Genomic DNA, 21,714 nt, shown 5'->3' with positions numbered 1-21,714 from the left:
AAAGGTTGAGCGGGTCACCCGGCGCGGTGTGTCGGTGTGCTTCCGTATCCTCACCGCATGGCCACGCACCGGCTCACCGTCCAGCAGGCACGCCGCATCGTGCTGCGTGCCCAGCTGCTCGACGCGCACCGTCCGGTCGACCTGGTGCACCTGGTGGAGGACCTCACCTTCCTCGCCGTGGACCCGACGTCGGCCGTGGCGCCAGCGGTGGACCTCGTCGCCTGGTCGCGGCTCGGCGGGGAGTACTGGGTGGGCGCCGTCGACGACGCGATCACCGACCGCATGCTGTTCCAGCTCCGGGGCACGGTGCGGTCCATGGGCGACCTGCCGCTGTACCTGGAGCAGATGGCCCGGTGGCCGCAGAACGAGACCATGCGGCAGTGGCTCGCGGACAACGCCGGGTTCGAGCGCGAGGTGCTGGCGCTCGTCGAGGCGGAGGGCCCGGTGCTCGCCAAGGACGTGCCGGACACGGCACGCGTGCCGTACACGTGGGGCGCCGAGGGCTGGAGCAGCCGGCGCAGCGTGGCCGAGATGCTCGAGGCGCTGAACATGCAGGGCAAGCTCGCGATGGTGGGTCGCAAGGGCCGGCAGCGGTTGTGGGACCTGGCCGAGCGCGTGTACCCGCAGGTCGATCCGGTTCCGTTCGAGCAGGCGCTCACGGAGCGGGTGGAGCGGCGGCTCGCGGCCGAGGGGATCGCGCGCAAGCGCGTGCAGGGACGTTCGGGGGACGGTGCCTGGTGGGTGGACCTGCCCGGCGAGGTGGTCGAGGTGGAGGGTGTCGACGGGCAGTGGCGGGTCGACCCGGAGCTGCTGGACCGCGCGGACGACGAGATCGAGCCGCGCACCGCGCTGCTGTCCCCGTTCGACGCGATGATCGCCGACCGGACCCGGCTCCTGGACCTGTTCGACTTCGAGTACACGCTGGAGATGTACAAGCCGAAGGCAGCGCGGCGCTGGGGCTACTTCGCGCTGCCGATCCTGCACGGGGAGCGGTTCGTCGGAAAGCTCGACGCCAAGGCCGACCGCAGGAGGGGAGTGCTCGACGTGTTCGCGGTGCACGAGGACCTGCCGTTCGACGGGGCCACCATGGACGCCGTGCACGCCGAGATCGAGAGCCTCGCGTCCTGGCTGGGCCTGGGCCAGGTCGACTACGCCCGGGACTCCTGACTCCCGGTCAGGTGGTTGAAAGTTTCACAAACCACGGATGTCACGTCATGCGGCTATCATCCGCGAGGTGACGTCGCAGATGATGGTCGACCTCCTCCCCGTGGGTGAGGACGTGCTCGAGGACCTGCTCGCCGTGGCCGTGACCGAGGCGCAGCCCGGTGAGGTGATGCCGCCCGCCGCGGGTGAGTCGGCGACCGAGGCCCGCACCGCCTGGACCGAGCCGCGCAAGGGCGCCTTCCGGGAGTACCACCGGCGGTGCCGCGTGAGCCTGGATGCCCCCGTGCCCGAGGTGACGTGGGCCGTCACGGCCGGCGGCAGGGTCGTGGGCGCCGCCCGGCTCGCCCTGGTCGACGGCGATCCCGGGGCGCGCGAGGTGGGTCTGTGGCTGGGCCGCTCCTCTCGCGGGCAGGGCATCGCGGGCGAGGTGGCCTACTGGGCGCTCGCCGCGGCGCGGACCATGGCCGCGGAGCGCCTGGTTGCCCGGTCGGCGCCGGGCAACGTCACGGCTCGCCGTTCGCTGCAGCGCATCGGCTTCGAGCTGGTGGAGCAGGACGGCGTGCTGATCGGGACCATCGCCGTGCCCTGATCTCCCCCGGACGATTCGACCGGGCATCATGGACAAAGCGGGCATCCCAGAAAAGACTGTTCCCCGACCGGTCGTTCGTCGTGAGGAGAGCTCGTGGAAACCCTGGTGCTGGACGCTGCCGGCAGGGCGCCGCTGGAGGAGGTGGCGCGGCTGCGTGCCAAGGGCCCCGTCACCCGGGTGGGGCTGCCGGGCGGCGTGGCCGCCTGGGCCGTGACCGACCTGGCCCTGCTGCGCCCGATGCTGGTCGACCCGCGGATCTCCAAGGACTCCCACCAGCACTGGACCGCCCTCGTCAACGGCGAGATCACGCGCGAGTGGCCCCTGTTCACCTGGGTCACCAGCAGGTCGATGTTCAACTCGTACGGGGCCGAGCACCGGCGCCTGCGCAAGGTCGCGGCGCGGGCCTTCACCGCACGGCGCACCCGTGCCATGCGACCCAGGATCGAGGCGGCGACCACCGGCGCCCTCGACCTGCTCGCCGCCGCGGGCGCCGACGGCGGCGTCGTCGACCTGCGCGAGCAGTTCGCCTACCCCATCCCGATCGAGGTCATCTGCGACCTGCTCGGCGTGCCCGACGGCCAGCGCGGCGACATGCGGCGGTACGCCGACGTCCTGATGGACACCAGCGCGACGGCGGAGCAGGCGCTCTCGACCCAGGTGGCGCTGCGCGCGCTGATCACCCAGCTCGTCGAGGCCAAGCGCGAGCAGCCGGGTGAGGACCTGACCAGCGTGCTCGCCGCCGAGCTCCCCGCCGCCGAGGCGGCCGGCACGGCACAGCTCGCGCTGATCGCCGGCCACGAGACCACCGTGAACCTCCTGGCCTCGGCCGTACGGCTCCTGCTCACCCACCCCCACGTCCTGACCGCGGCCCGCGCGGGCGAGGTGGCGTGGGCGGACGTGATCGACGAGACCCTGCGCGTGGCCCCGCCGGTCGTCTACATCCCGCTGCGGTTCGCGGTCGAGGACCTGGAGCTCGGCGGCGTCCCCATCGCCAAGGGCGACCCCATCATCGCGGCGTTCGGAGCCCCGGGCCGGGATCCCGGCCTGCACGACGAGCCCGCCGTCTTCGACCCGGCACGCCGGGACCGTACCCACCTCGCGTTCGGCGCGGGTGCCCATCACTGCCCGGGCGAACCGCTCGCCCGGCTGGAGGCCGAGATCGCCCTGCCCGCCCTGTTCGACCGGTTCCCCGGCCTCCGGCTCGCCGACCCGGACGCCGACCTCGGCCAGGTCCCCGGCTTCGTCGCCAACGGCCCCGTGCGGCTGCCGGCTGTCCTGGGCTGAGGGGCGTCGCCGTCCGGCCACCACGCCGGGCTCACCGGCAGGCGCTCACCCGTCGACGTCGCCGTACGCCGTAGCCCGCCGGTACGTGACCGGCATCCGTGCCGGGTGCCGCACCCACGGCGACGGCGCCCACGGCAGGCCCTCGTCGGGCACGTGCAGCGTCACGTCCATGTTCCGCAGGAGCTCGTCCACGGCGACGCCCGCGATCAGCCGGGCCTGCCGCGGCGCCGGGCACCGGTGCAGCCCCGTGCCCCAGGACAGGTGGGCCCGGTTGTCCACCTGGTCCCACGGGTCGTCGCTGTGCACGGCGGGATCGGCGTTGGCCGCGGCGATCGACAGCACCAGGGCGTCACCCTTCCTGATCAGGCGCCCGCCCAGCTCGACGTCGTTCCGCGCGAACCGCAGCGCGGGCGACTGCGCGATCGGCGACTCCCGCCACAGCACCTCGTCCAGGGCGCCGTCCAGCGTCAGCCGTCCGCCCGCGACGCGCGCGGCGAGCGTGCGGTCGGACAGGACCAGGTGCACCGTCTGCGTGATCCACGCCGTCAGGAAGATCGCCGCGGCATGCATCGGCACCACGGCGCTCGCCGCGATCTCCCCGTCGTCCGCGAAGTTGCGGTGCACCGCGAGGTGCGCGATCAGGTCCCGGCCGCCGTGGGCGCGGCGCTCGCGGATGTGCTGGAGGATCGTCCCGGCCACCCGTGCCTGCGCGGCGGCGACCTCCTCCCCGTCGCCGACGACGACCTTCGCCGAGTCGGTCATGAGCCGGCCGCCCGTCTCCAGGTCGAAACCGAGCAGCGTGGTCATCGCGAGGAACCCGGCGGGCTGGCAGTACGTGCGCACCAGGTCCACGGTCCCGGACTCGCCCATCCGGTCGATGATCCGCTCGCACATGTCCTTGGTCTGGTCGCGCACGCGGCGTTCGTCGAGCGCCTCCAGCGCGTCGTCCAGCGGCGTGCGCAGCCGGCGGCGCTCCTCGCCGTCGTGATGGAACGATGCCGGACGCGGTTGCGCGGGAGCGAAGGTGGCGATGGCGGTACCCGTGGGCAGCAGGTCCTCGGAGTTCCAGCGCCAGGTGCGCGGGTCCTTGGCGAACTGCGCCTCGGAGCGCATCACGTGGCAGTTCTCCTGGTGGCCCATGACCAGCCACCCCGGTACCACCTGGTCGCCGGCGCTCTCGATCTCGACGGGGGCGACGGGTCCCCACCGCGCCTGCAGGGCGGCGTAGGCCCCCGCCTGGTCCGGGCTGCTGGTGAGCTCTGTCAGGGAGACGAGTCCCGACAGCTCCTCCAACACGACCGTCTCGTCCTGAATTGTCCGGTGAGCCATGGCTGCATCCGACCACAGCCGCCCCGGATCCGGAAGGGTCGCGGGGCCCATCGGGAGACGGACACTTCCGCGACGTGAAAACTCGGTCCCCGAAGTGCTGTGACATCCGCGCGACCGCCGCGTCTGCAGGGCATGACGCAGACAACGAGCAGGACCTACGGCCTCGCCTCGAACCCCGCGGAGTGGGCGGCGCACCGTCGCGCGGTCGTCTTCTCGGTGCACCGCATGTTCCCCGGTGTCGACGCCGAGCGGGCGGCGACCGAGGGCCTGGGCGAGCTCTGCCGGCAGATCGTGGTGCACGGCGCCGTCGACCGTCCGGCCGTCGTGTGGTGCGAGGCAGCCATCGCCGCGGCCGCGCGGCTGCGCACCGCATGAACCGGCGGTGGTGCGTCCCGGCCCCGGCCCTGCGGCCGCACGCGCGCCTGTCGGACGCACAGGCCACGGGGACCTGTGCGCCCGACGCGAAGGTCAGCGCGTGCTGCCGACCTCTGCCACGAACCGCGCGGCGCGTTCGCGCAGACCGGCGATGCGGCGGTCGGTGATCAGCTCACGCACGGCCGGGTCGTTGCCCGCCTCCGTGAACGTGGGCGTGCGCCGCACGTTGCGCGAGCACACGAACTCGGTGCAGATCAGCGTGCCGATCGTGTTGCCGTTGCGGCCGGACGCGCCACCGCGGCGGGCGACGTACATCGAGACCTCGTCGGTCACGACCACGTCCTCGCACCACGCGCACACGCCCTTGGCGCGGGCGCGACCCGTCTTGGCGTCGGTGGAGCGCAGCAGCACCCCGGTCGGGGTGCCGTCGAGCTCGAGCACCACGTACGAGGACAGCGGCGCCTTGCGGTCGTGCCAGCCCAGGTAGTCCAGGTGCTCCCAGTCGAGGGTGTCGAGGTCGGGCAGGGTGGCCTGCGAGGCCTCCCGCTTGCTCGCGTTCAGGAAGGACGCGCGGATCTGCTTCTCGGTCAGGGGGTTCATCAGGTATCGGCTTCCGGTCGTTCGGAGCCGCCGCCGGCATCAAGCCGTCGGCACGGACGTGCACGACGACGCCGCGGTCACCTCGACACGGAGGCGACCGGGCCGGCGGGCGGCAGGGCAGGGGACGACGCCGCGCCCGCCCTCCGACGTCCCGCCGAGGCGCACACGACCGCTGAACGGTCGGTGGGTGCGCGGCAGGGAAGCTCAGAGAGTCGTGACGCGGGTACGGGTGCTGCCCGAGCAGGCCTGGACGGCCGCCCCGCATCCCGCGGTGAGTTCCCGCATCTCTCGCTCCTGTGTCCGGTGGAGCCGGCCGGGCGAGACGCCACGGAGCCGACCGTTCGATGCTACGACACACGCCCCGCGAGGGACACGTGCTTTTGCCCACAGGCCTGTCCGGGTGCCGGTCCCAGCTCCACCCCTGGCTCCACCCCTAGGTCCACGTAGCAGTCTCCGGGTCGACGCCGTACGCCCGGGCGTTGGCGTCCACCGCGTCCCGGAGCCACCCGGCCAGGCCCGGTGCGATGCCGTCGTAGAACGAGCGGTAGCCGGGATCGGTGACGTACGTGCGGCCGAGGCAGACGTGCATCGAGTGGGTGCAGTCGAAGTAGGCGCCGACCGACGCCCGGTGCCGCTCCGCGAGCGCGCGGGCCCGCGCGCTGTCCGGTGGCACGCCCTCCCGGACGGCGGCGCCCAGGTCGGCGTGCAGCACCTCCAGGTCGGCCACGATCCGGCGGTAGTCCTCCGGGCCACGGTCGGCCGCGCGCTCGGCGTACTGCGCCCACTGCGCGGTGTCGCCCCAGCGCTCGCGGGCCTCGGCGGTCCAGGCGGGCTGCCAGTCCGCGCCGAAGATCTTCGCCTGCTCATCGGGCGTGAGCAGCACGCCGGACCGGCGGGCCTCGATGAGCCGGTCCAGGGCCTCGGCGGACCGCTCCAGGTGGCGGATGCGGTCCCGTACCTGGTCGCGCTGCCGCAGCAGCGACTCCTCCGCGTGCTCGGCCGGCGCGTCGAGCAGGGCCGCCACGTCGGAAAGCGGTACGCCGAGCTCGCGGTAGAGCCGGATCCGGTGCAGCCGGGTCACGTCCGCGGCGTCGTACAGGCGGTGGCCGCCCGTGGTGCGGCGGGACGGGCTGGCCAGGCCCAGCTCGTCCCAGTGGTGCAGGGTGCGGACGGTGACGCCGACGGCGGACGCGGCGCCGCCGACGGTCAGGCCGTCCGGCGGCACCGCGCCGGCAGCGCGCAGGTGGGTCATCTGACCCAGTCTCGCAGCCGGGACCGCGGCCCGCGGTGTCACTCCGCGGGCGCGTCGATGCCCACGTCGCGCAGGTTCCGGGCCGCGGCGCTGTCCGGGTCCCAGGGCTGGGCCGCGGTCATGGTCACGCGGACGTTCTCGGGGGTGACCACGTCCACGTCGACGGTGCCCCACGGCATGGTGCGGGGGCCGGTGGTGCAGCCGGGTACGAGCTCCTCGCAGGCCGTGGCGATCTCGCCGGCCTGGCCGAGCACGCACGAGAAGCTCACGCTCAGGGCCGGCCCGGAGCCCGGAGCGGGTGCACCCGTCGCCGGGTCCGCGGGCACCAGCAGCACGTCCTGGAACATCCAGCGGCGCAGGTGCACGACCTGGCCCGGCGCCGAGTAGAACTCGAAGAAGCCGAGCCCGCGGACCCAGAAGTCCGTGGACGCGGCCAGGTCGGTGGTGGGCACGGTCACGAACATCGGCATGCCGTAGATGCCGCGGAAGAGCTCCGGAGCACGGGCGTCCGGTCCGGGCACGGGGACGGGGCTGACGTCGAAAGCGGGGTAGATGTCGGTCATGCCGTCAGGCTGCCCCCTCACGTCGCGTGAGGTTCAAGCCGGCCCCGGGTCTTTTTCGCGGGGCCGGGGCCTGGGGCCGGCGTCGAGCTAGCGCGTGAGCTGCGGTTCCGCGGGCTCCTGCGTGGCCGCCGCACGGTCCGCGGGTTCGGCGAGGTGCCCCGTGCGCTTCAGCCACCACTCGGCGAGCAGCGTGGTCAGCGGGGGCACCGACGACGCCAGCGCCACCAGCGTGCGGAACCAGCCCCAGCGCAGCCGCACGGCGACGACCAGCGTGACCACGACGAACAGCACGAACGCCCCGCCGTGCAGCCGGCCGAACAGCCACACCCCCGCCTCGGTGGTCTCGGTGACGTACTTGAGGAACATCCCGACCAGCAGCCCGGCCCAGGTGAACGCCTCGATCCAGGCGACGACGGCGAACAGGCGGCCCAGACGGGACATCGGGGGCATGCGGGGTTCCTTCCGGAGGCGGGACGGGACGTGTGCCCCAGTCTGCCCGACGCCGGCGGTGCGCCTCAGCCGGGCTGCCTCAGCCGGGACCGCACGGCGACGCCCGCGCAGACGATGACCGCCGCCCCGCCGAGCACCGTGGGCCAGCCCACCTGCTCGTGCAGCAGCAGCGCCGCCCAGGCGATACCCAGCACGGGCTGGACCAGCTGCACCTGGCTGACCTGCGCCATCGGCCCGATCGCGAGCCCGCGGTACCAGGCCACGAAGCCCAGGAACATGCTCACGGTCCCCAGGTAGCCGAACAGCGCCCAGTCGAGCGGGCTGCCCGACGGCGGCTGCCGCACCACCGAGACCGCTGTGAGCAGCGCCATCGGCACGGCGGCGAGCACGAGCGCCCAGGAGATCGTCTGCCAGGAGCCGAGCGCACGGGAGAGCAGCCCGCCCTCCGCGTAGCCGAACCCGCACGCGAGGACGGCGGCGAGGAGCAGCAGGTCGGACCCGTGCAGCCCGCCGAGCCCGCCACCCTGGACCGAGGCGAAGGTGATCGCCGCGACCGCGCCCAGCGCCGCCATGACCCAGAACGAGGTGCGGGGCCGCTCGTGCCCGCGCAGCACCACCAGCACCGCGGTCACCGCGGGCAGCAGCGCGACCACCACCGCGGCATGGCCGGCCGGCGCCGTGGTGAGCGCGAACGACGTCAGCACCGGGAAGCCGACCACCACCCCGCCCGCGACGACCGCGAGCCGTGCCCACTGCGTGCCACGCGGCCGGCGCTGCCGGGTGATCGCGAGGGCGGCCGAGGCCAGCACCGCCGCGACCACGGCCCGCCCGCAGGACACGAACAGCGGCGACATGGCGCCGCCGCCGACCACCACGCGCGTGAAGGGGAGGGTGAACGAGAACGCCAGGACCCCGAGGAGCCCCCACCAGAGCCCGGCGCGAGAGGTCGATAGCGGCCTGCGCGCCGCGAGGGTAGCGCTACTGTTGGCTGTCATGTATGACGATAGCAGCGGTCGCATCGTCGCCGGGCTGCGCGAGTGGATCGCGGACGCGGCACCTGGCGCGCGGCTGCCGTCCAGCCGGGAGCTGGTGACGCGGTACGGCGCGAGCCCGGTCACCGTGCAGAAGGCGCTGCGCACCCTCGTGGCGCAGGGAGTCGTGGAGACCCGGCCCGGCGTCGGGGCGTTCGTGCGAGCCGTGCGGGTGGCCCGCCCCCACGACTTCGGCTGGCAGACGGCGGCGCTCGGGCCCCGGCCGAAGCCCGCCCAGCAGCTCTCCCGCGCGCAGCACACCGTGCCGAACGACGTCGTCGCGCTGCACTCCGGCTATCCGGACCGCGAGCTCCTGCCCGAGCGCCTGGTCCGCGCCGCCTTCATCCGGGCGGCGCGCACCGACGCCGCGGTGACCCGGTCGCCCGCGGCGGGCGAGCCCGCGCTCCAGGCCTGGTTCGCGGCCGAGGTGGGTGGTGCCGCACCCGTCGGCGTCGCACCGCCCGCGCCGAGCGACGTCGTCGTCTTTCCCGGTAGCCAGAGCAGCCTGAGCATCACGTTCCGGGCCCTGGTGGGCGAGGGTCGCCCGCTGCTGGTGGAGTCGCCCACCTACTGGGGCGCCCTGCTGGCCGCCGAGCAGGTGGGCGTGCAGGTGGTGCCGGTGCCCAGCGGCCCCGGCGGCCCCGACGCGGAGGCACTCGCGCGTGCGTTCGAGCAGACCGGGGCACGGGCCCTGTACGCGCAGCCGCACTTCGCCAACCCGAGCGGGGCGCGCTGGACGGCGGCGCTGTCCGACGAGGTGCTGCGGCTGGCCCGGCAGCACGGCGCGTACGTGATCGAGGACGACTGGGCGCACGACTTCGGCCTGACCGAGGACGTGGTGCCGCTCGCCGCCCGCGACGACGCCGGGCACGTGGTCTATGTGCGCTCGCTGGCCAAGAGCGTGTCGCCGGCGGTGCGGGTGGCCGGGCTCGTCGCGCGCGGGCCCGCACGCGACCGCATCCTCGCCGGCGCGCAGGCCGAGTCGATGTACGTGAGCGGCATGCTTCAGGCCGTGGCGCTCGACGTCGTGACCCAGCCTGCCTGGCGCACCCACCTGCGTGGTCTGCGTCAGCAGCTCGCGGGACGCCGTGACCTGCTGCTCGCGGCACTGCGCGAGCACGTGCCGGAGGCGCAGGTCGAGGCGGTGCCGCAGGGCGGCCTCAATCTGTGGGTACGGCTCCCCGACACGACGGACCTCGCCCGGCTGGTCCGGGACTGCGAGGCGGCGGGCGTGGTGGTCGCGGCCGGTGACGAGTGGTTCCCGGCCGAGCCGACGGGGGCCTTCCTGCGGCTCAACTACTCCGGCCCGAACCCGGGGGCGTTCCCCGAGGGGGCGCGCGTGATCGGGGAGATGCTGGCGCGGCAGGCGTAGCGGTCAGGTGGGTGCGTCGGTGTTAGCTATGTTCCTGCTGCTCTGCCCTGAAGTGCCGCGACCAGGAGGTGCATGCTGCTCGAAGGGTTGGGGCCACGGGTGTTGAGGGCAGTGGCTCGGCTCTTGTCCTTGGCGACGCCGACAGCGTGGTCGACCCGATCGAACGGAAAATCTGCGGGGAGGTGCTTGCACGCACCGACGAAACCATGGCGCCTGAGTTCTTTCTTGAGTGAACCTGCCGTGTGGGGTGCGGTGCTGTCCGTGAAGTGCCACAGTAACCACACCTCGAACTGGGGATTCGACACGACAACGGTCTCGGATCCGGTGTCGCACTGACGCAGGACCGCATCCAGGGTCGCGTGGTCGTCCACGTCCACCACCAGCCACACCGCCTCGTAGTCACCTTTCGCGGCAAGAGCACGGGCCCTCGCCAGGACACGGGACGGCTCGCCCCCACCACGCTGGACGGTGCATGGGACCACGGTGACGCCGGCGGTTCTCAGATGCTGGGTGAGCCCCTGCACGTACTGGATCTCGGTGATCTCGCCTTCGGTGACGACAAGCAGCTTCTTGTTCTCGCGACGACCGGGACGGGCTCTCCTGACGGAACCACCCTTACGCATCTGCATGATCCTTCGTCTCCTCGTCGAGGAGAGTCACGAGGAAGGACCGAGCAGTGCGTGGGATGGCTCCGTAACGGCCGTCGAGATAGCGCTTCGAGAAGTTCTGGTCCGGGCGGGTCGGGAACTCCGCCAGCGAGAAGAGCGACGTGGCGCCGTCACCGTCCTTCTCGGTGAACCAGGTCTCCTCGGGGATGAGCATCGAATCCGATTGGACGGACAGCAAGAACGTGTCGTGTGTCGTGAAGACCAGCTGGGCTCCAGTGTGGTTGTAGTCCGGATCCTTGAACATCCGGAGGATCACCTGCGACAACTGCGGATGCAGGCTTGCGTCGATCTCGTCAACCACGAGCAATCCACCCGAGCGCAGGATGGTCAGTGCCGGAAGGGCCAGGCTCAGCCAGGAGAGTGTTCCGGTGCTCTGGGATTCCAAGGGCAAGGGAAAGACGCCGTTGCGGCCGGTGTGCTGGAACATCAGAGCGCGTCGGATCACATCGACCTGGAGCGCGGGCCGCGCGGTCGATGGTGCTTCGGTGGCCGCTGAAGCCTCACCGTGTTCGCCATGCTCTTCCGGCTCAGGTTCCAGGTGCCGATGAAACAGCTCGTTCAGTTCTTTGCTGAGTTCTCGAACCTCGTCGGGGACTTCCGACTCGTCGATTCCCACATCTGCGATACCGATGTCGGCGACCCGCAGCAGCGTCTTCACGTCGTTGAGTCCGATGTCGCCTTCCGCGATCCCCTCAGTGATCTGATGGAGGCGGCGATTGCGATCCTGCTCGGAGAAGTCGGCAACCACGATCTGGTCCGCGAAAGCAGCGAACAGTCGACCGAGCAGTTCATGTCCGTTGCCAGCTGCCTTGGAAAGGAAGAGGGTGCGGCTCCCGGTGGCAGCGGCATGCAGCTTGGGCGAGCCGACCAGGGCGCGGCCGAACTTGAACTCGTTGCCGTCCCGTTCGAACAGAACCCGATGCTTCGTGCTGGGGTAGTCGTAGAGCCACTCCTGGCGCACGGCGTTCTCGGTGATCTCGAAACCGTACTGGTACCGAACATCCTCGAACACGAAGTCGACCGCATAGGCGGATGGTTCGGGTGTGGACCCAGATGCCAGCCGGAAGGGCTGCTGTGGAAGTCTCCTTCGAAGGCTCCACGACGTTGCTGAGCTCACGATCATGGCCTGGAAGAACTCGATCGAATCGACCACTGTCGACTTGCCCGATGCGTTCGCGCCGTAGATTCCAGCCACTCGGGTCGTGGCGCCGACCCAGTCCTGGTCCTTGGGGCGCACGGTGGTCAGCGACGGCCGGACCAGCGACAGCTCGGCTTCGTCACGGATGCTCCGGTGATTCTCAACCCGGAAGCGCAGGAGGATCATGGGCCAATAATTGCACTATCGACACCGCATCTGTCGAACTTCGACCAAATTCGTGTGGATAACGTTGTGTGCACGTCGGTGTCGGCTGCCTGGGGGTCTACCTGGTCGGCAGTGCTCGGGCCCAGGTCAAGCCGCGCCGCACCCAGGTGGTGAGCCCGGCCTCGGAGCCGAGCGCGTCCGCCGGGACGTCCAGCCAGCCCGCCATGGTCCGGGCGCCCATCACGGCGCGGCGGGCGGCCGTGGTGTCGGCCAGCTCCTCGGCAGCGTCCGCGCCCACCCGGACCAGCAGCCCGTCGCCGCGCACCGCCACGGCGAGGGTGCCGTCCACCAGGAACGACAGCCCGCCGAACATGCGCTTCTCGGAGAGCCCGGGCTCGCCGGCCAGGGCGTGCCGCACCTCGTCGGCGAGGGTCTGGTCGTAGGCCATACCTCCGAGGTTACGTCCGGGGCAGCCGCTCCAGGCGGAACAGGCGCACCACGCGGCCGGACGTCCGTTCGTACTGCCGGTACCCCGGCCACTGCCGCTCGATCTGCGCCCAGACGGCGTCACGCTCGTCGTCGCCCACGAGCGTGGCCCGGACGGGGATGCGACGGCCGTGCACGCTGATGCTCGCCTCCGGGTGGGCCAGCAGGTTGTAGGTCCAGGCGGGGTGCCGATCCTGGGCGAACGCCGAGCCCGCGACGATCGCGCGCCCCGGTCCGTCGGGGGTGTACATGAGGTACGTGTCCCGCTGCCGGCCCGTCCGCGCCCCGGTCGAGTGCAGCACGAGGGAGGGCACGAGCAGCGCGCTCACCTGCAGGCGCCCGCCGGAGCACCAGGCGACCGCCCGTTCGAGGGGCGGCAGCAGCACCGGGCCGACGGCACGGAAGGCCCGTGTGCGCGTCAGCGGCGCGATCAGGGAGCGAAAGGTGTCCAGCAGGCCGGCCATCTGCTCATGGTGGGTCCGGACGGCCTCGGTCGCCTGCGGAGCCGGTGTCCCGCGAGCGGGCGACGGCCGGTGATCACGGCCTGCAACGTTGAACACCCGCGGGTGTAGCGTCTCGACCGGCGCTCCCGCTCGTGCGCTTCCCCGACCGACGTCGCCTGGAGGAGTCATGACCATCACCCACGAGACCGTTGCCGTGCCGGACGGCGTGGTCGCGCCGCGGTTCCGCCCGCCGGCCGGAGCGTCGAGCGCCGTGACGGTGTCGCTCGACGGGGAGTGGCGGTTCCGGCTGTTCCCGCACCCCGACACGGGCGTGGACCGTGCGGAGCCGGGGGACGGCTGGGACCGTCTGGCCGTGCCCGGCCACTGGCAGCTCGCGCAGGCCCCGCACGCCTGGCCGTACGGCGTGCCCGAGTACAACAACGTGACCTTCCCGTTCCCGATCGAGCCGCCCCACGTGCCCGACGACAACCCGACCGGCGAGTACCGCACCACGCTGCGGCTCCCGGCGGACTGGCCCGAGGGCGGCCGCACCCTGCTGCGCTTCGAGGGGGTGGACTCGTGGTTCCAGGTGGCGCTCGACGGCGAGCTGCTCGCGACGTCGCACGGCTCCCGGCTGCCCACCGAGGTGGACCTGACCGGCCGGCTGCGGCCCGGCACCGACCACCTGCTCGCGGTACGGGTCACCAAGTGGTCGGCGATGTCGTACGTCGAGGACCAGGACCAGTGGTGGCTCTCGGGCATCTTCCGCAGCGTGTCGCTGGAGCACCGTCCCGACGGCGCGCTCGACGACGTGCGCGTGCAGGCCGCCTACGACCACACGACCGGCACGGGCACGCTGCGCGTGGACGCCTTCACCGTGGACGCCTTCCCCCTGGACGGCCGCACCGCGGGCGACGGCCGGGACGCCGTGGCCGCCCGGGTCGCCGTGCCGGAGCTCGGCGTCGAGGCGGTGTCGGGCGAGGAGGTCCAGGTGGCCGTCGAGCCCTGGAGCGCCGAGCGCCCGCGGCTCTACGACGTCGTGGTCACGACCGAGACCGAGACGGTGACGCTCGCCGTCGGCTTCCGCACCGTCTCGATCGAGGACGGCGTGTTCCTGGTCAACGGCCGGGCGGTCACGCTGCGCGGCGTGAACCGGCACGAGTTCGACCCGCTGCGCGGGCGGTCGGTGACCCCGGAGCGGATGCTCGAGGACGTGCTGCTCATGAAGCGGCACCACATCAACGCCGTCCGCACGAGCCACTACCCGCCGCACCCGCACTTCCTGGACCTGTGCGACCGGTACGGCCTCTACGTCATCGACGAGAACGACCTGGAGACGCACGGCTTCACGGACGACCGGGGCTGGGAGGGCAACCCGGTCGACGACCCGGGCTGGACCGAGGTGCTCGTCGACCGCGTCACCCGGATGGTGCGCCGCGACGGCCACCACGCGAGCATCGTCCTGTGGTCGCTCGGCAACGAGGCGGGCAGCGGCATCAACGTGCCCGCCATGGCCGCCGCCGTGCGCGCGCTCGACCCGAGCCGCCCGATCCACTACGAGGGCGACTGGTCCAGCGAGCACGTGGACGTCTACTCGCGGATGTACGCCGAGACCGAGTACGTGAACCTCGTCGGGCAGGGCATCGAGCCCGAGCTGGAGCGCGCCGACGCCGACGCCCGCCGCCGGGGCATGCCGTTCCTGCAGTGCGAGTACGCGCACGCCATGGGCAACGGCCCGGGCGGCCTGTCCGACTACGACGCGCTGTTCGACCGGTACCCCCGCCTGATGGGCGGATTCATCTGGGAGTGGATCGACCACGGCCTGACCCGCACGGACGCCGAGGGCAACCTGTTCTCGGCGTACGGCGGCGACTTCGGCGAGCGGTTCCACGACGGCACGTTCATCGCCGACGGCCTGCTCCTGCCCGACCGGACCCCTTCCCCGGGTCTGCTGGAGACGGCGGCGGTGTTCTCGCCGGTCCGGATCGACGCACAGCCGGACGGATCCCTGCTGGTGCGCAACCGGTACGTGTTCCGGGACACGAGCCACGCGGAGCTGCGCTGGACGCTGCACCGCGGCGACGAGGAGCTGGCCACGGGCACTCTCGACCTGGTGCTGGACGCCGGGGCCGAGGCCGTCGTCCGCCCGCCGGCCGACCTGACCCTGCCGGAGCCCGGCGCCGCGCCGGTCTGGTGGACGCTGCGGGCCGTGCAGGAGAAGGCCGACGCGCTGGAGGAGGCGTGGCTGGAGCCCGGGTTCGTGCTCGGGTCGGGGCAGCTCCTGCTCGTGGAGCCGGCGCCGCTGCCCGCGCCGTCCGGCCGGGTGGCCGTCGAGACCGACGGCGGGTACTCGGCGGGCCCGGCGCGCTTCGACCGCCGCGGCGGCCTGCGGTCGCTCGCGGGCCGCGAGGTGCACGCCTTCCGGGTGGACGCCTGGCGCGCACCCACCGACAACGACCGCCGCGCCGGCATGTGGCGCGGCCTGTCCGACGCCGACGTGTGGCGCAGCGCCGGCCTGCACCTGCTGTCCGAGCGCAAGGCCGGGGTCGTGGTGCGGGAGGACGGCGCGCTGGAGATCGACGCGCGCGTCGCGGGCCCGACGACGCGCGCGGGCTTCGCCACGCGCTCCACGTGGCAGCCGGTCACGGACGCGCCGGACGCCGTCGACCTGCTCCTGGACGTGCGCCCGGAGGGGCGCTGGCCGCAGAGCGTCGCGCGCCTCGGTCTGCTGCTCGCGCTCGACGAGCCGCAGGCCGCCGACGCCGGGGTGCGCTGGACCGGTCTCGGCCCGGACGAGTCGTACGCGGACTCCAGGAAGGCGGCGCTCGGCGGGGCGTGGGAGCACACGGTCGCCGACTGGCAGACCCGGTACACGCACCCGCAGGAGAACGGCGCACGACGGGGCGTGACCAGCGCCGTCCTGTCCTTCGCGGACGGCTCGGGCCTGCGGGTCGACTCGGGCGGGACGAGCGTCGGGGGTCGTCCGCAGGTCGGCTTCGAGCTGTCCCTGCGCCCGTGGTCCGACGAGGCGCTCGACCGGGCGGCGCACCCGCACGAGCTCGTGCCGGACGGCCGGCTGTGGCTGCACCTCGACGTCGCGCAGCACGGCGTCGGCAGCGCGGCGTGCGGTCCGGGCGTGCTGCCGAACGCTCAGCTCCACGCGGCACCCTTCCGGATGCGCCTGCGCTTCACCGCGCTCTGAGCCGCGCCAGGCCAACCACTCCGTGAGCATGATGCCCGCCCCGCTCGCCGGGGCGGGCATCATGTATACAAGAGCGGCTGGACAACGACGACGAGGAGAACCGCTGTGAAGATGGGCTTCCGCTGGTACGGCGAGGGCAACGACACCGTGACGCTGGATCACGTGCGCCAGATCCCTGGCGTGGAGACCATCGTGTGGAGCCTGCACCACAAGCAGGCCGGCGAGGTGTGGGAGCAGGCCGAGATCGACGCCGAGATCGCCAAGATCCAGGGCCTGTCGGACGCGGCGCGGGCCCAGGGCATCACGAAGACGTTCGATGCCGAGGTGGTCGAGTCGGTCAACGTGCACGAGTCGATCAAGCTCGGCCGCACCGTGCTCGGCCTGAGCCGGGACGAGGCGATCGAGAACTACGTGACCACGATCCGCCGGCTCGGCCGGGCGGGTGTGAAGGTGGTCTGCTACAACTTCATGCCCGTCTTCGACTGGCTCCGCACCGACCTGTGGCACCCGCTGCCCGACGGTTCGACCGCCCTGTACTACGAGAAGGCAGTGGTCGACCAGATGTCGCCCGAGAGCCTGATCGCCGACATGGAGGCCAACACCCACGGCCTCACCCTGCCGGGCTGGGAGCCCGAGCGGCTCGCGAGCTTCCATGAGCTCAACGCCGCCTACGAGGGCGTCACGCACGACGACATGTACGTCAACTACAAGTACTTCCTGGACGCCGTGATCCCCGTGTGCGAGGAGGTCGACGTGAAGCTCGGCGTGCACCCGGACGACCCGCCCTTCGACGTGTTCGGCTGGCCGCGCGTGGTCTCCACCACGGAGGGCATCGCCCGCGTGCTCGACCTGAACCCCAGCCCGTACAACGGTCTGACACTCTGCCTGGGCAGCTTCTCCGCCAACCCGGAGCACGACGCCGTCGACGCGGTGCGGACGTTCATGGACCGCATCCACTTCAGCCACGTGCGCAACATCAAGCACTTCGACAACGGCGACTTCACCGAGGTGGCGCACCGCGCGTGCGAGGGCAGCGTCGACACCACCGGGATCATGAAGGCGTACGCCGAGGCGGACTACCAGGGGTACATCCGGCCCGACCACGGCCGGCACCTGTGGGACGAGAACACCACCAACAAGCCCCGCCCCGGCTACGGCCTCTACGACCGGGCGCTGGGCATCCAGTACCTGCTCGGCGTGTGGGACGCGTACCGCTACCAGGGCTGATTCCTGGCCGACGGACCTCCTCGCTGCCATGATCCAGGGATGGTGAGCAGCGAGGGGTCCGGGGCTGACGGGGGAACGACGTCCGGTGTGGCGGTCGCGCCGGGCACCCACGGTGCGCTGGCAGGCGTCGTGGTCGGGCCGCGGTACGCCTCGTGGGGGCAGCGCGTGCTCGCGGCCCTGCTGGACGACGCGATCCTCGCTGGGGTGACCTGGCTGGCACTCGGCACCGGTGTCGCCTGGCCCACCCTCACCCCTGGGTGGGGGACGACGGTCGAGGCCGCCCGGGCCGGCGGCCCCCTGGTCCTGGTCCCGGCCGCCGCCCTCCTGGCCCTGCTGGTGCTGCAGGCCCTGAGCGGGTGGACGCCGGGCAAGCTGGTGACGGGCATCCGCGTGGTCCGCGAGGACGAGCACCGGCCGGCCGGGCTGGGCCGGACCCTGGCGCGCTGGGTGCTGCACCTGCTCGACGCGATCCTGCTGATCGGCTACCTGCGGCCGGTCTGGCACAGGAAGCGGCAGACGTTCGCCGACTCGATCGTGCGGACCGTGGTGCTGCGGGCGGCCCTCGACCTCCCGCGGCGGCCGCGGACCGTCGCGTACTCGGCCGCGATCGTGGTCTGCGTGCTCGGCGTGGGGTACGGGTGCGTGCCGATCAGCAGCGCCAGCACCGACTCCGCGGTCGACGAGTCGCTGTGCGAGGTGGCGACCACGAAGCCGGCGTTCGTCTCCGGGGAGATCAAGCCGGCCGGATCCGTGCAGATCGACCAGGAACGCCGCCTGTGGACCGTCCGGGAGACCCGCACCGTCCGACCGGGCGCGACGGTCACGTGGACCAGCGACCCGTCGGCCCGCCAGGTCGGCTACCGGATCGAGCTCGACGCCCGTCCAGCGCACGGCGAGGAGCCGGTGATCTCCCGGACCTGGGACATCGGCTCGGGCGACCTCGAGTCCTGGACGGGCAACGAGGGGTTCACGCACGCACGGACCATCGCGGCGGACGGGGACCGGCACGACGCCCAGGTCGACATCACCGATCCCGGGGCGGACACGGTTCTCGCCGAGCTGGACGAGCAGCCATGGATCGACGTCCGGCTGCTCGCCGACGGAGACGTCGTGGCGTCGTGCGGCGGCCTGGCGAGCTACACCGGGTCCGGCCTCGGGCGCTGACGGACCCGCCGGAATTTCCGTGGCCGCCGTCCCCAGCACGGGGTCATCCTGAAGTGCATGAACTCACAGGAGCAGGCCGAAGAGCCCGAGACCACCCGCTGGACCAGTGCCACCGTGTTCCCCGACATGTGGACCGACCCCGACGACGACCCGCGCGAGACCGACACCCCGGTCACCGACGAGCGCAGCATGCTGCTCGACTATCTGCGCTACTACCGGCTCACGCTGGAGATGAAGTGCGCGGGCCTCGACGCCGAGCAGCTCGCCCGCCGCTCCGCGCCGCCGTCCACCATGTCCCTGCTCGGGCTGGTGCGACACCTGGCCTCGGGCGAACGGCATCTGCGACGCGTGATGACGGGTGAGGACGCACCCGAGCTGTACCGCACCGACGAGGACCGCGAGGCTGACTGGACCGGTGCGATCGCCGATCCGGAGGTCGTCGACGATGCCTGGCGCCACTGGCGCGCCGAGACGGCGGCGACCGACCGCTATCTCGACAGCGTGACCGACCTCAGCGCCGTGAACACCGGGGTCTCCGACTTCGGTCCTGAGGGTGCGGACCTTCAGCTCCGGGAGGCCGTCCTCGGGCAGATCGTCGAGTACGCGCGGCACTGCGGCCACGCCGACATCCTGCGCGAGCGCGTCGACGGTCGCGTGGGCCAGTAGCACCGCCCGCTCACGGGCCGACGAGGCCCCGGGGTGATGTTCGGGCCAGAGCCCTCCGGCGCCTTGCGCCCGCCCGCGGCGGTGGCAACCTGGAAGTGTCCGGCGCCCCGCGGCGGGCCTCGTCGTACGGTCGCCGGCTTTCACGAAGGGGTGAGGCAGCGATGGTCAACGTGCGAAAGGTGTTGCCGACGTTCGCGGCGAACGACATGGACGCGGCGCGCGCGTTCTACGCGGACACGCTCGGGCTGAACGTGTCCGTGCTCGACGACGGAGCGGGCCTGGTGGTCGGCCAGGGCGACGGTGCCGCCGTGTTCATCTACCAGAAGGAGGACCACGCCGCGGCCGGGTTCACGGTCATGCACCTCACGGTCGACGACGTCGACCAGGTGGTGGGCGAGCTCACCGCCAAGGGCGTGCCGTTCCAGCACTACGACGGGTTCGACCAGGACGAGAAGGGCATCGTCCGCGGCTTCATGGAGGGCGGCGACGGCGCCTGGTTCACCGACCCCGCCGGCAACATCATCGGGCTCGCGGACGGCAGCGGGATGGAGGCGTTCCTCGAAGAGGCGGGGGGCTGAGGCACCCGGCTCGACTGGCATCGGGCGCCATGTCACCCACGTTCGTCACGCGGGCGCGTCCGTCGCTACCGGGGTCGCGCTCCAGGAAGCCAGGATGCGCAGCGCCTCCTCGGACGGCGAGCCGGCCTCGGCGGTCAGGACCATCAGCCGCTGGCCGCTGCCGTCCGGGCTGGACCACGTGTCGCAGTCGAGCGTGAGGTCGCCGACCACGCGGTGCCGGTACTGCTTGGTGCCGTACGTCGCGCTGTTCACGCGGTGCTCGGCCCACCAGCGCCGGAAGTCCGGGTCGAGCACCGCGAGCTCGCCGACGAGCCGGGCCAGCTCCGGGTCGTCGGGATCGGCCGCGGCCTCCATGCGCAGGGCGGCGACGGCGTCCCGCGCGTCGTGCTCCCACCGCACGTTGAGCGCCCGCATGGTCGGGTCGGCGAAGAGCAGGTGGACGTAGTTGCGCCGCGCGGCGGGGACCGCGCCGAAGTCGACGAAGAGCGCCACCGCCGCGGCGTTCCAGGCGAGCACGTCCATCCGCTTGCCCAGAACGATCGCGGGGGTGTCGGTGAGCCGGTCGAGCAGCCGCCGCATGGCGGGGCGCACGGCCTGCCGGGCGCGTCGCCGCCGGGGCCGGGCGTCGGCCTTGCCCGCGATCTCGTAGAGATAGCGCTGCTGGTCCTCGTCGAGGCGCAGCGCCGCCGAGAGCGTGGCGAGCACCGAGGCGGACGCGGCGACCCGGCCCTGCTCGAGGCGCGTGTAGTAGTCGACGCTGATCGCGGCGACCTGGGCCACCTCCTCGCGGCGCAGACCGGGTACCTTGCGCTGCCTGGCCGACTCGGGGAGCCCGACGGCGCGAGGGCTCAGCTCGGCCCGGCGCGCCCTCAGGAAGGCGCCGAGCTCGTCGGGATCGACGTGCGGGGTCATGACCACCATTCTGCGAGCGGCCGGGCGCGTGCGGGAGGGAAGGATCCTTCCCGGGGAAGAACCCGCTGCTGTTGCCCCGCGGGCCGACGCCGGAACCTGGTCGCATGAACCGAACGGACGTCACCTTCGACAGCGCCGGCATCTCCCTCGCCGGCCACCTCTACCTTCCCGCTCCCGAGACCGCGGCGCCCCTGCCGGCGATGGTCGTCGGCCACCCCGGCACCGGGGTCAAGGAGCAGACCGCCGGCACCTACGCGGCCCGCCTGGCCGAGCAGGGATTCGTGACCCTCGCCTTCGACGCCGCCTACCAGGGCGAGAGCGGCGGCCTGCCGCGCGGGCTGGAGGACCCGGCGCACCGCGTCGAGGACCTCAAGGCGGCCGTCTCCTTCCTCACCACGCGCCCCGAGGTGGACGCCGACCGGATCGGGATGCTCGGCATCTGCGCCTCGGGCGGCTACGGCATCGCGGCGACGGCGGGTGACCACCGCGTGCGCGCGCTGGCCACGGTCAGCGGCGTCGACGTGGGACGCCAGTTCCGGGAGGGCGCCGACGGTTCCCAGGACCCGGCCGTGGTCCAGGGCATGCTCGACGCCGCCGCGGCGGCACGCACCGCGGAGGCGCACGGTGCGCCCGTGGGCATGTTCCCCGTCTTCCCGGACACCGCGGAGGAGGCCCGGGCGCTCGGCGGCCGGCACGGCTTCGAGGGTTTCGAGTACTACCGCACCGAGCGCGGGGCGCACCCGCGGTCCGCGAAGGAGTTCACGTGGTCGAGCGTCGACCGCATCGCGACGTCCGACCAGTTCCGGTTCGTCAGCCTGATCGCGCCCCGTCCGCTGCTGATCATCCAGGGGACAGAGGCGGTCACCAGGCACATGGGCACCCTGGCCTTCGCCGACGCGCGCGAGCCCAAGGAGCTCCACTGGATCGAGGGGGCCAGCCACGTCGACCTCTACGACCGGCCCGAGCACGTGGGTGCGGCGGTGGAGAGGCTCACCGAGTTCTTCGGCAAGGAGCTCGGCGGGGTCTGACCGCGGCGTCGGGGCGGCCGGCGGACAG

At 72.5% G+C, this 21,714-nt stretch carries 22 protein-coding genes; 11 read left to right on the top strand and 11 right to left on the bottom strand.

The window, feature by feature from the left end; all coding sequences use genetic code 11:
* Positions 1-57: 57 nt before the first annotated feature.
* The 3 genes from ACO229_RS21415 (at position 58) to ACO229_RS21405 (ending at position 3,037) form a co-directional block, all read left to right on the top strand.
* Entirely contained in the window at positions 58-1,167 is a 1,110-nt protein-coding gene (locus ACO229_RS21415; RefSeq protein WP_397412362.1) for a DNA glycosylase AlkZ-like family protein, read from the top strand.
* Positions 1,168-1,234: 67 nt separating this feature from the next.
* Complete coding sequence (locus ACO229_RS21410) at positions 1,235-1,753, top strand: GNAT family N-acetyltransferase (protein ID WP_423462737.1); 519 nt, start codon at positions 1,235-1,237, stop codon at positions 1,751-1,753.
* Between the two features lie 93 nt (positions 1,754-1,846).
* Positions 1,847-3,037 carry a cytochrome P450 family protein gene (locus tag ACO229_RS21405; protein ID WP_423462736.1) on the top strand — a complete coding sequence of 397 codons (1,191 nt, stop codon included), beginning with the start codon at positions 1,847-1,849 and terminating at the stop codon, positions 3,035-3,037.
* A gap of 45 nt (positions 3,038-3,082) precedes the next feature.
* On the opposite strand, the gene ACO229_RS21400 is transcribed toward ACO229_RS21405, so the two are convergent.
* A complete protein-coding gene (locus ACO229_RS21400) occupies positions 3,083-4,366 on the bottom strand; it encodes a cytochrome P450 (protein ID WP_397412368.1) in 1,284 nt (427 codons plus the stop codon).
* Between the two features lie 132 nt (positions 4,367-4,498).
* On the opposite strand from ACO229_RS21400, the gene ACO229_RS21395 reads away from it, so the two are divergent.
* Positions 4,499-4,741 carry a hypothetical protein gene (locus ACO229_RS21395; RefSeq protein ID WP_397412370.1) on the top strand — a complete coding sequence of 81 codons (243 nt, stop codon included), beginning with the start codon at positions 4,499-4,501 and terminating at the stop codon, positions 4,739-4,741.
* Between the two features lie 93 nt (positions 4,742-4,834).
* On the opposite strand, the gene ACO229_RS21390 is transcribed toward ACO229_RS21395, so the two are convergent.
* The 5 genes from ACO229_RS21390 to ACO229_RS21370 all read right to left on the bottom strand — a co-directional run bounded on the left by ACO229_RS21390 (position 4,835) and on the right by ACO229_RS21370 (position 8,601).
* A complete protein-coding gene (locus ACO229_RS21390) occupies positions 4,835-5,341 on the bottom strand; it encodes an FBP domain-containing protein (protein ID WP_423462735.1) in 507 nt (168 codons plus the stop codon).
* Positions 5,342-5,774: 433 nt separating this feature from the next.
* Positions 5,775-6,593 (bottom strand): MerR family transcriptional regulator, encoded by an 819-nt coding sequence (locus ACO229_RS21385; protein ID WP_423462734.1) that lies wholly within the window; start codon positions 6,591-6,593, stop codon positions 5,775-5,777.
* 38 nt (positions 6,594-6,631) lie between these two features.
* Positions 6,632-7,156, bottom strand: a complete 525-nt coding sequence (locus ACO229_RS21380) for a VOC family protein (protein WP_423462733.1) — start codon at positions 7,154-7,156, stop codon at positions 6,632-6,634.
* 87 nt (positions 7,157-7,243) lie between these two features.
* Positions 7,244-7,606, bottom strand: a complete 363-nt coding sequence (locus ACO229_RS21375) for a DUF3817 domain-containing protein (RefSeq protein ID WP_397412378.1) — start codon at positions 7,604-7,606, stop codon at positions 7,244-7,246.
* 65 nt (positions 7,607-7,671) lie between these two features.
* The gene (locus ACO229_RS21370) at positions 7,672-8,601 is read right to left on the bottom strand and encodes a DMT family transporter (RefSeq protein WP_423462732.1); all 930 of its coding nucleotides are present in this window, start codon (positions 8,599-8,601) and stop codon (positions 7,672-7,674) included.
* Between ACO229_RS21370 and ACO229_RS21365 the strand changes: the two genes are divergently transcribed.
* Positions 8,600-10,009, top strand: a complete 1,410-nt coding sequence (locus ACO229_RS21365) for a PLP-dependent aminotransferase family protein (protein ID WP_423462731.1) — start codon at positions 8,600-8,602, stop codon at positions 10,007-10,009. The two genes, ACO229_RS21370 and ACO229_RS21365, sit on opposite strands and share 2 nt — an antisense overlap.
* Positions 10,010-10,035: 26 nt before the next feature.
* Here the strand turns inward: ACO229_RS21365 and ACO229_RS21360 are convergent, their stop codons facing one another.
* The 4 genes from ACO229_RS21360 to ACO229_RS21345 all read right to left on the bottom strand — a co-directional run bounded on the left by ACO229_RS21360 (position 10,036) and on the right by ACO229_RS21345 (position 12,930).
* Positions 10,036-10,638: an RloB family protein gene (locus tag ACO229_RS21360; protein WP_423462730.1), complete on the bottom strand. Its 603-nt coding sequence runs from the start codon at positions 10,636-10,638 to the stop codon at positions 10,036-10,038.
* Positions 10,625-12,001, bottom strand: a complete 1,377-nt coding sequence (locus tag ACO229_RS21355) for an AAA family ATPase (RefSeq protein ID WP_423462729.1) — start codon at positions 11,999-12,001, stop codon at positions 10,625-10,627. The genes ACO229_RS21360 and ACO229_RS21355 overlap by 14 nt, the downstream gene beginning before the upstream one ends.
* A 97-nt stretch (positions 12,002-12,098) precedes the next feature.
* Positions 12,099-12,428, bottom strand: coding sequence for a TfoX/Sxy family protein (locus ACO229_RS21350; protein ID WP_423462728.1), 330 nt, complete (start codon positions 12,426-12,428; stop codon positions 12,099-12,101).
* A 10-nt stretch (positions 12,429-12,438) separates the two neighbouring features.
* Positions 12,439-12,930, bottom strand: coding sequence for a nitroreductase family deazaflavin-dependent oxidoreductase (locus ACO229_RS21345; protein ID WP_423462727.1), 492 nt, complete (start codon positions 12,928-12,930; stop codon positions 12,439-12,441).
* Positions 12,931-13,096: 166 nt separating this feature from the next.
* Between ACO229_RS21345 and ACO229_RS21340 the strand changes: the two genes are divergently transcribed.
* From ACO229_RS21340 to ACO229_RS21320, 5 genes are all read left to right on the top strand, one after another.
* Positions 13,097-16,111 carry a glycoside hydrolase family 2 TIM barrel-domain containing protein gene (locus ACO229_RS21340; RefSeq protein ID WP_423462726.1) on the top strand — a complete coding sequence of 1,005 codons (3,015 nt, stop codon included), beginning with the start codon at positions 13,097-13,099 and terminating at the stop codon, positions 16,109-16,111.
* 111 nt (positions 16,112-16,222) lie between these two features.
* A complete protein-coding gene (locus tag ACO229_RS21335; RefSeq protein WP_423465329.1) occupies positions 16,223-17,338 on the top strand; it encodes a mannonate dehydratase in 1,116 nt (371 codons plus the stop codon).
* Between the two features lie 39 nt (positions 17,339-17,377).
* Positions 17,378-18,502, top strand: a complete 1,125-nt coding sequence (locus ACO229_RS21330; RefSeq protein WP_423462725.1) for an RDD family protein — start codon at positions 17,378-17,380, stop codon at positions 18,500-18,502.
* A 57-nt stretch (positions 18,503-18,559) separates the two neighbouring features.
* Positions 18,560-19,168 (top strand): DinB family protein, encoded by a 609-nt coding sequence (locus tag ACO229_RS21325; RefSeq protein WP_423462724.1) that lies wholly within the window; start codon positions 18,560-18,562, stop codon positions 19,166-19,168.
* Positions 19,169-19,329: 161 nt separating this feature from the next.
* A complete protein-coding gene (locus ACO229_RS21320; RefSeq protein WP_423462723.1) occupies positions 19,330-19,746 on the top strand; it encodes a VOC family protein in 417 nt (138 codons plus the stop codon).
* A gap of 45 nt (positions 19,747-19,791) precedes the next feature.
* Here the strand turns inward: ACO229_RS21320 and ACO229_RS21315 are convergent, their stop codons facing one another.
* A complete protein-coding gene (locus tag ACO229_RS21315) occupies positions 19,792-20,658 on the bottom strand; it encodes a helix-turn-helix domain-containing protein (protein ID WP_423462722.1) in 867 nt (288 codons plus the stop codon).
* Between the two features lie 104 nt (positions 20,659-20,762).
* Between ACO229_RS21315 and ACO229_RS21310 the strand changes: the two genes are divergently transcribed.
* Positions 20,763-21,686, top strand: a complete 924-nt coding sequence (locus ACO229_RS21310; RefSeq protein WP_423462721.1) for an alpha/beta hydrolase — start codon at positions 20,763-20,765, stop codon at positions 21,684-21,686.
* Positions 21,687-21,714: the final 28 nt, after the last annotated feature.

The sequence above is a fragment of the Promicromonospora sp. MS192 genome (assembly GCF_049532985.1).
In the GTDB taxonomy this organism is placed as follows: domain Bacteria; phylum Actinomycetota; class Actinomycetes; order Actinomycetales; family Cellulomonadaceae; genus Promicromonospora.
The sequence above is the reverse complement of the archived record's forward strand: the minus strand, read 5'-3'. Positions and strand labels throughout refer to the sequence as shown.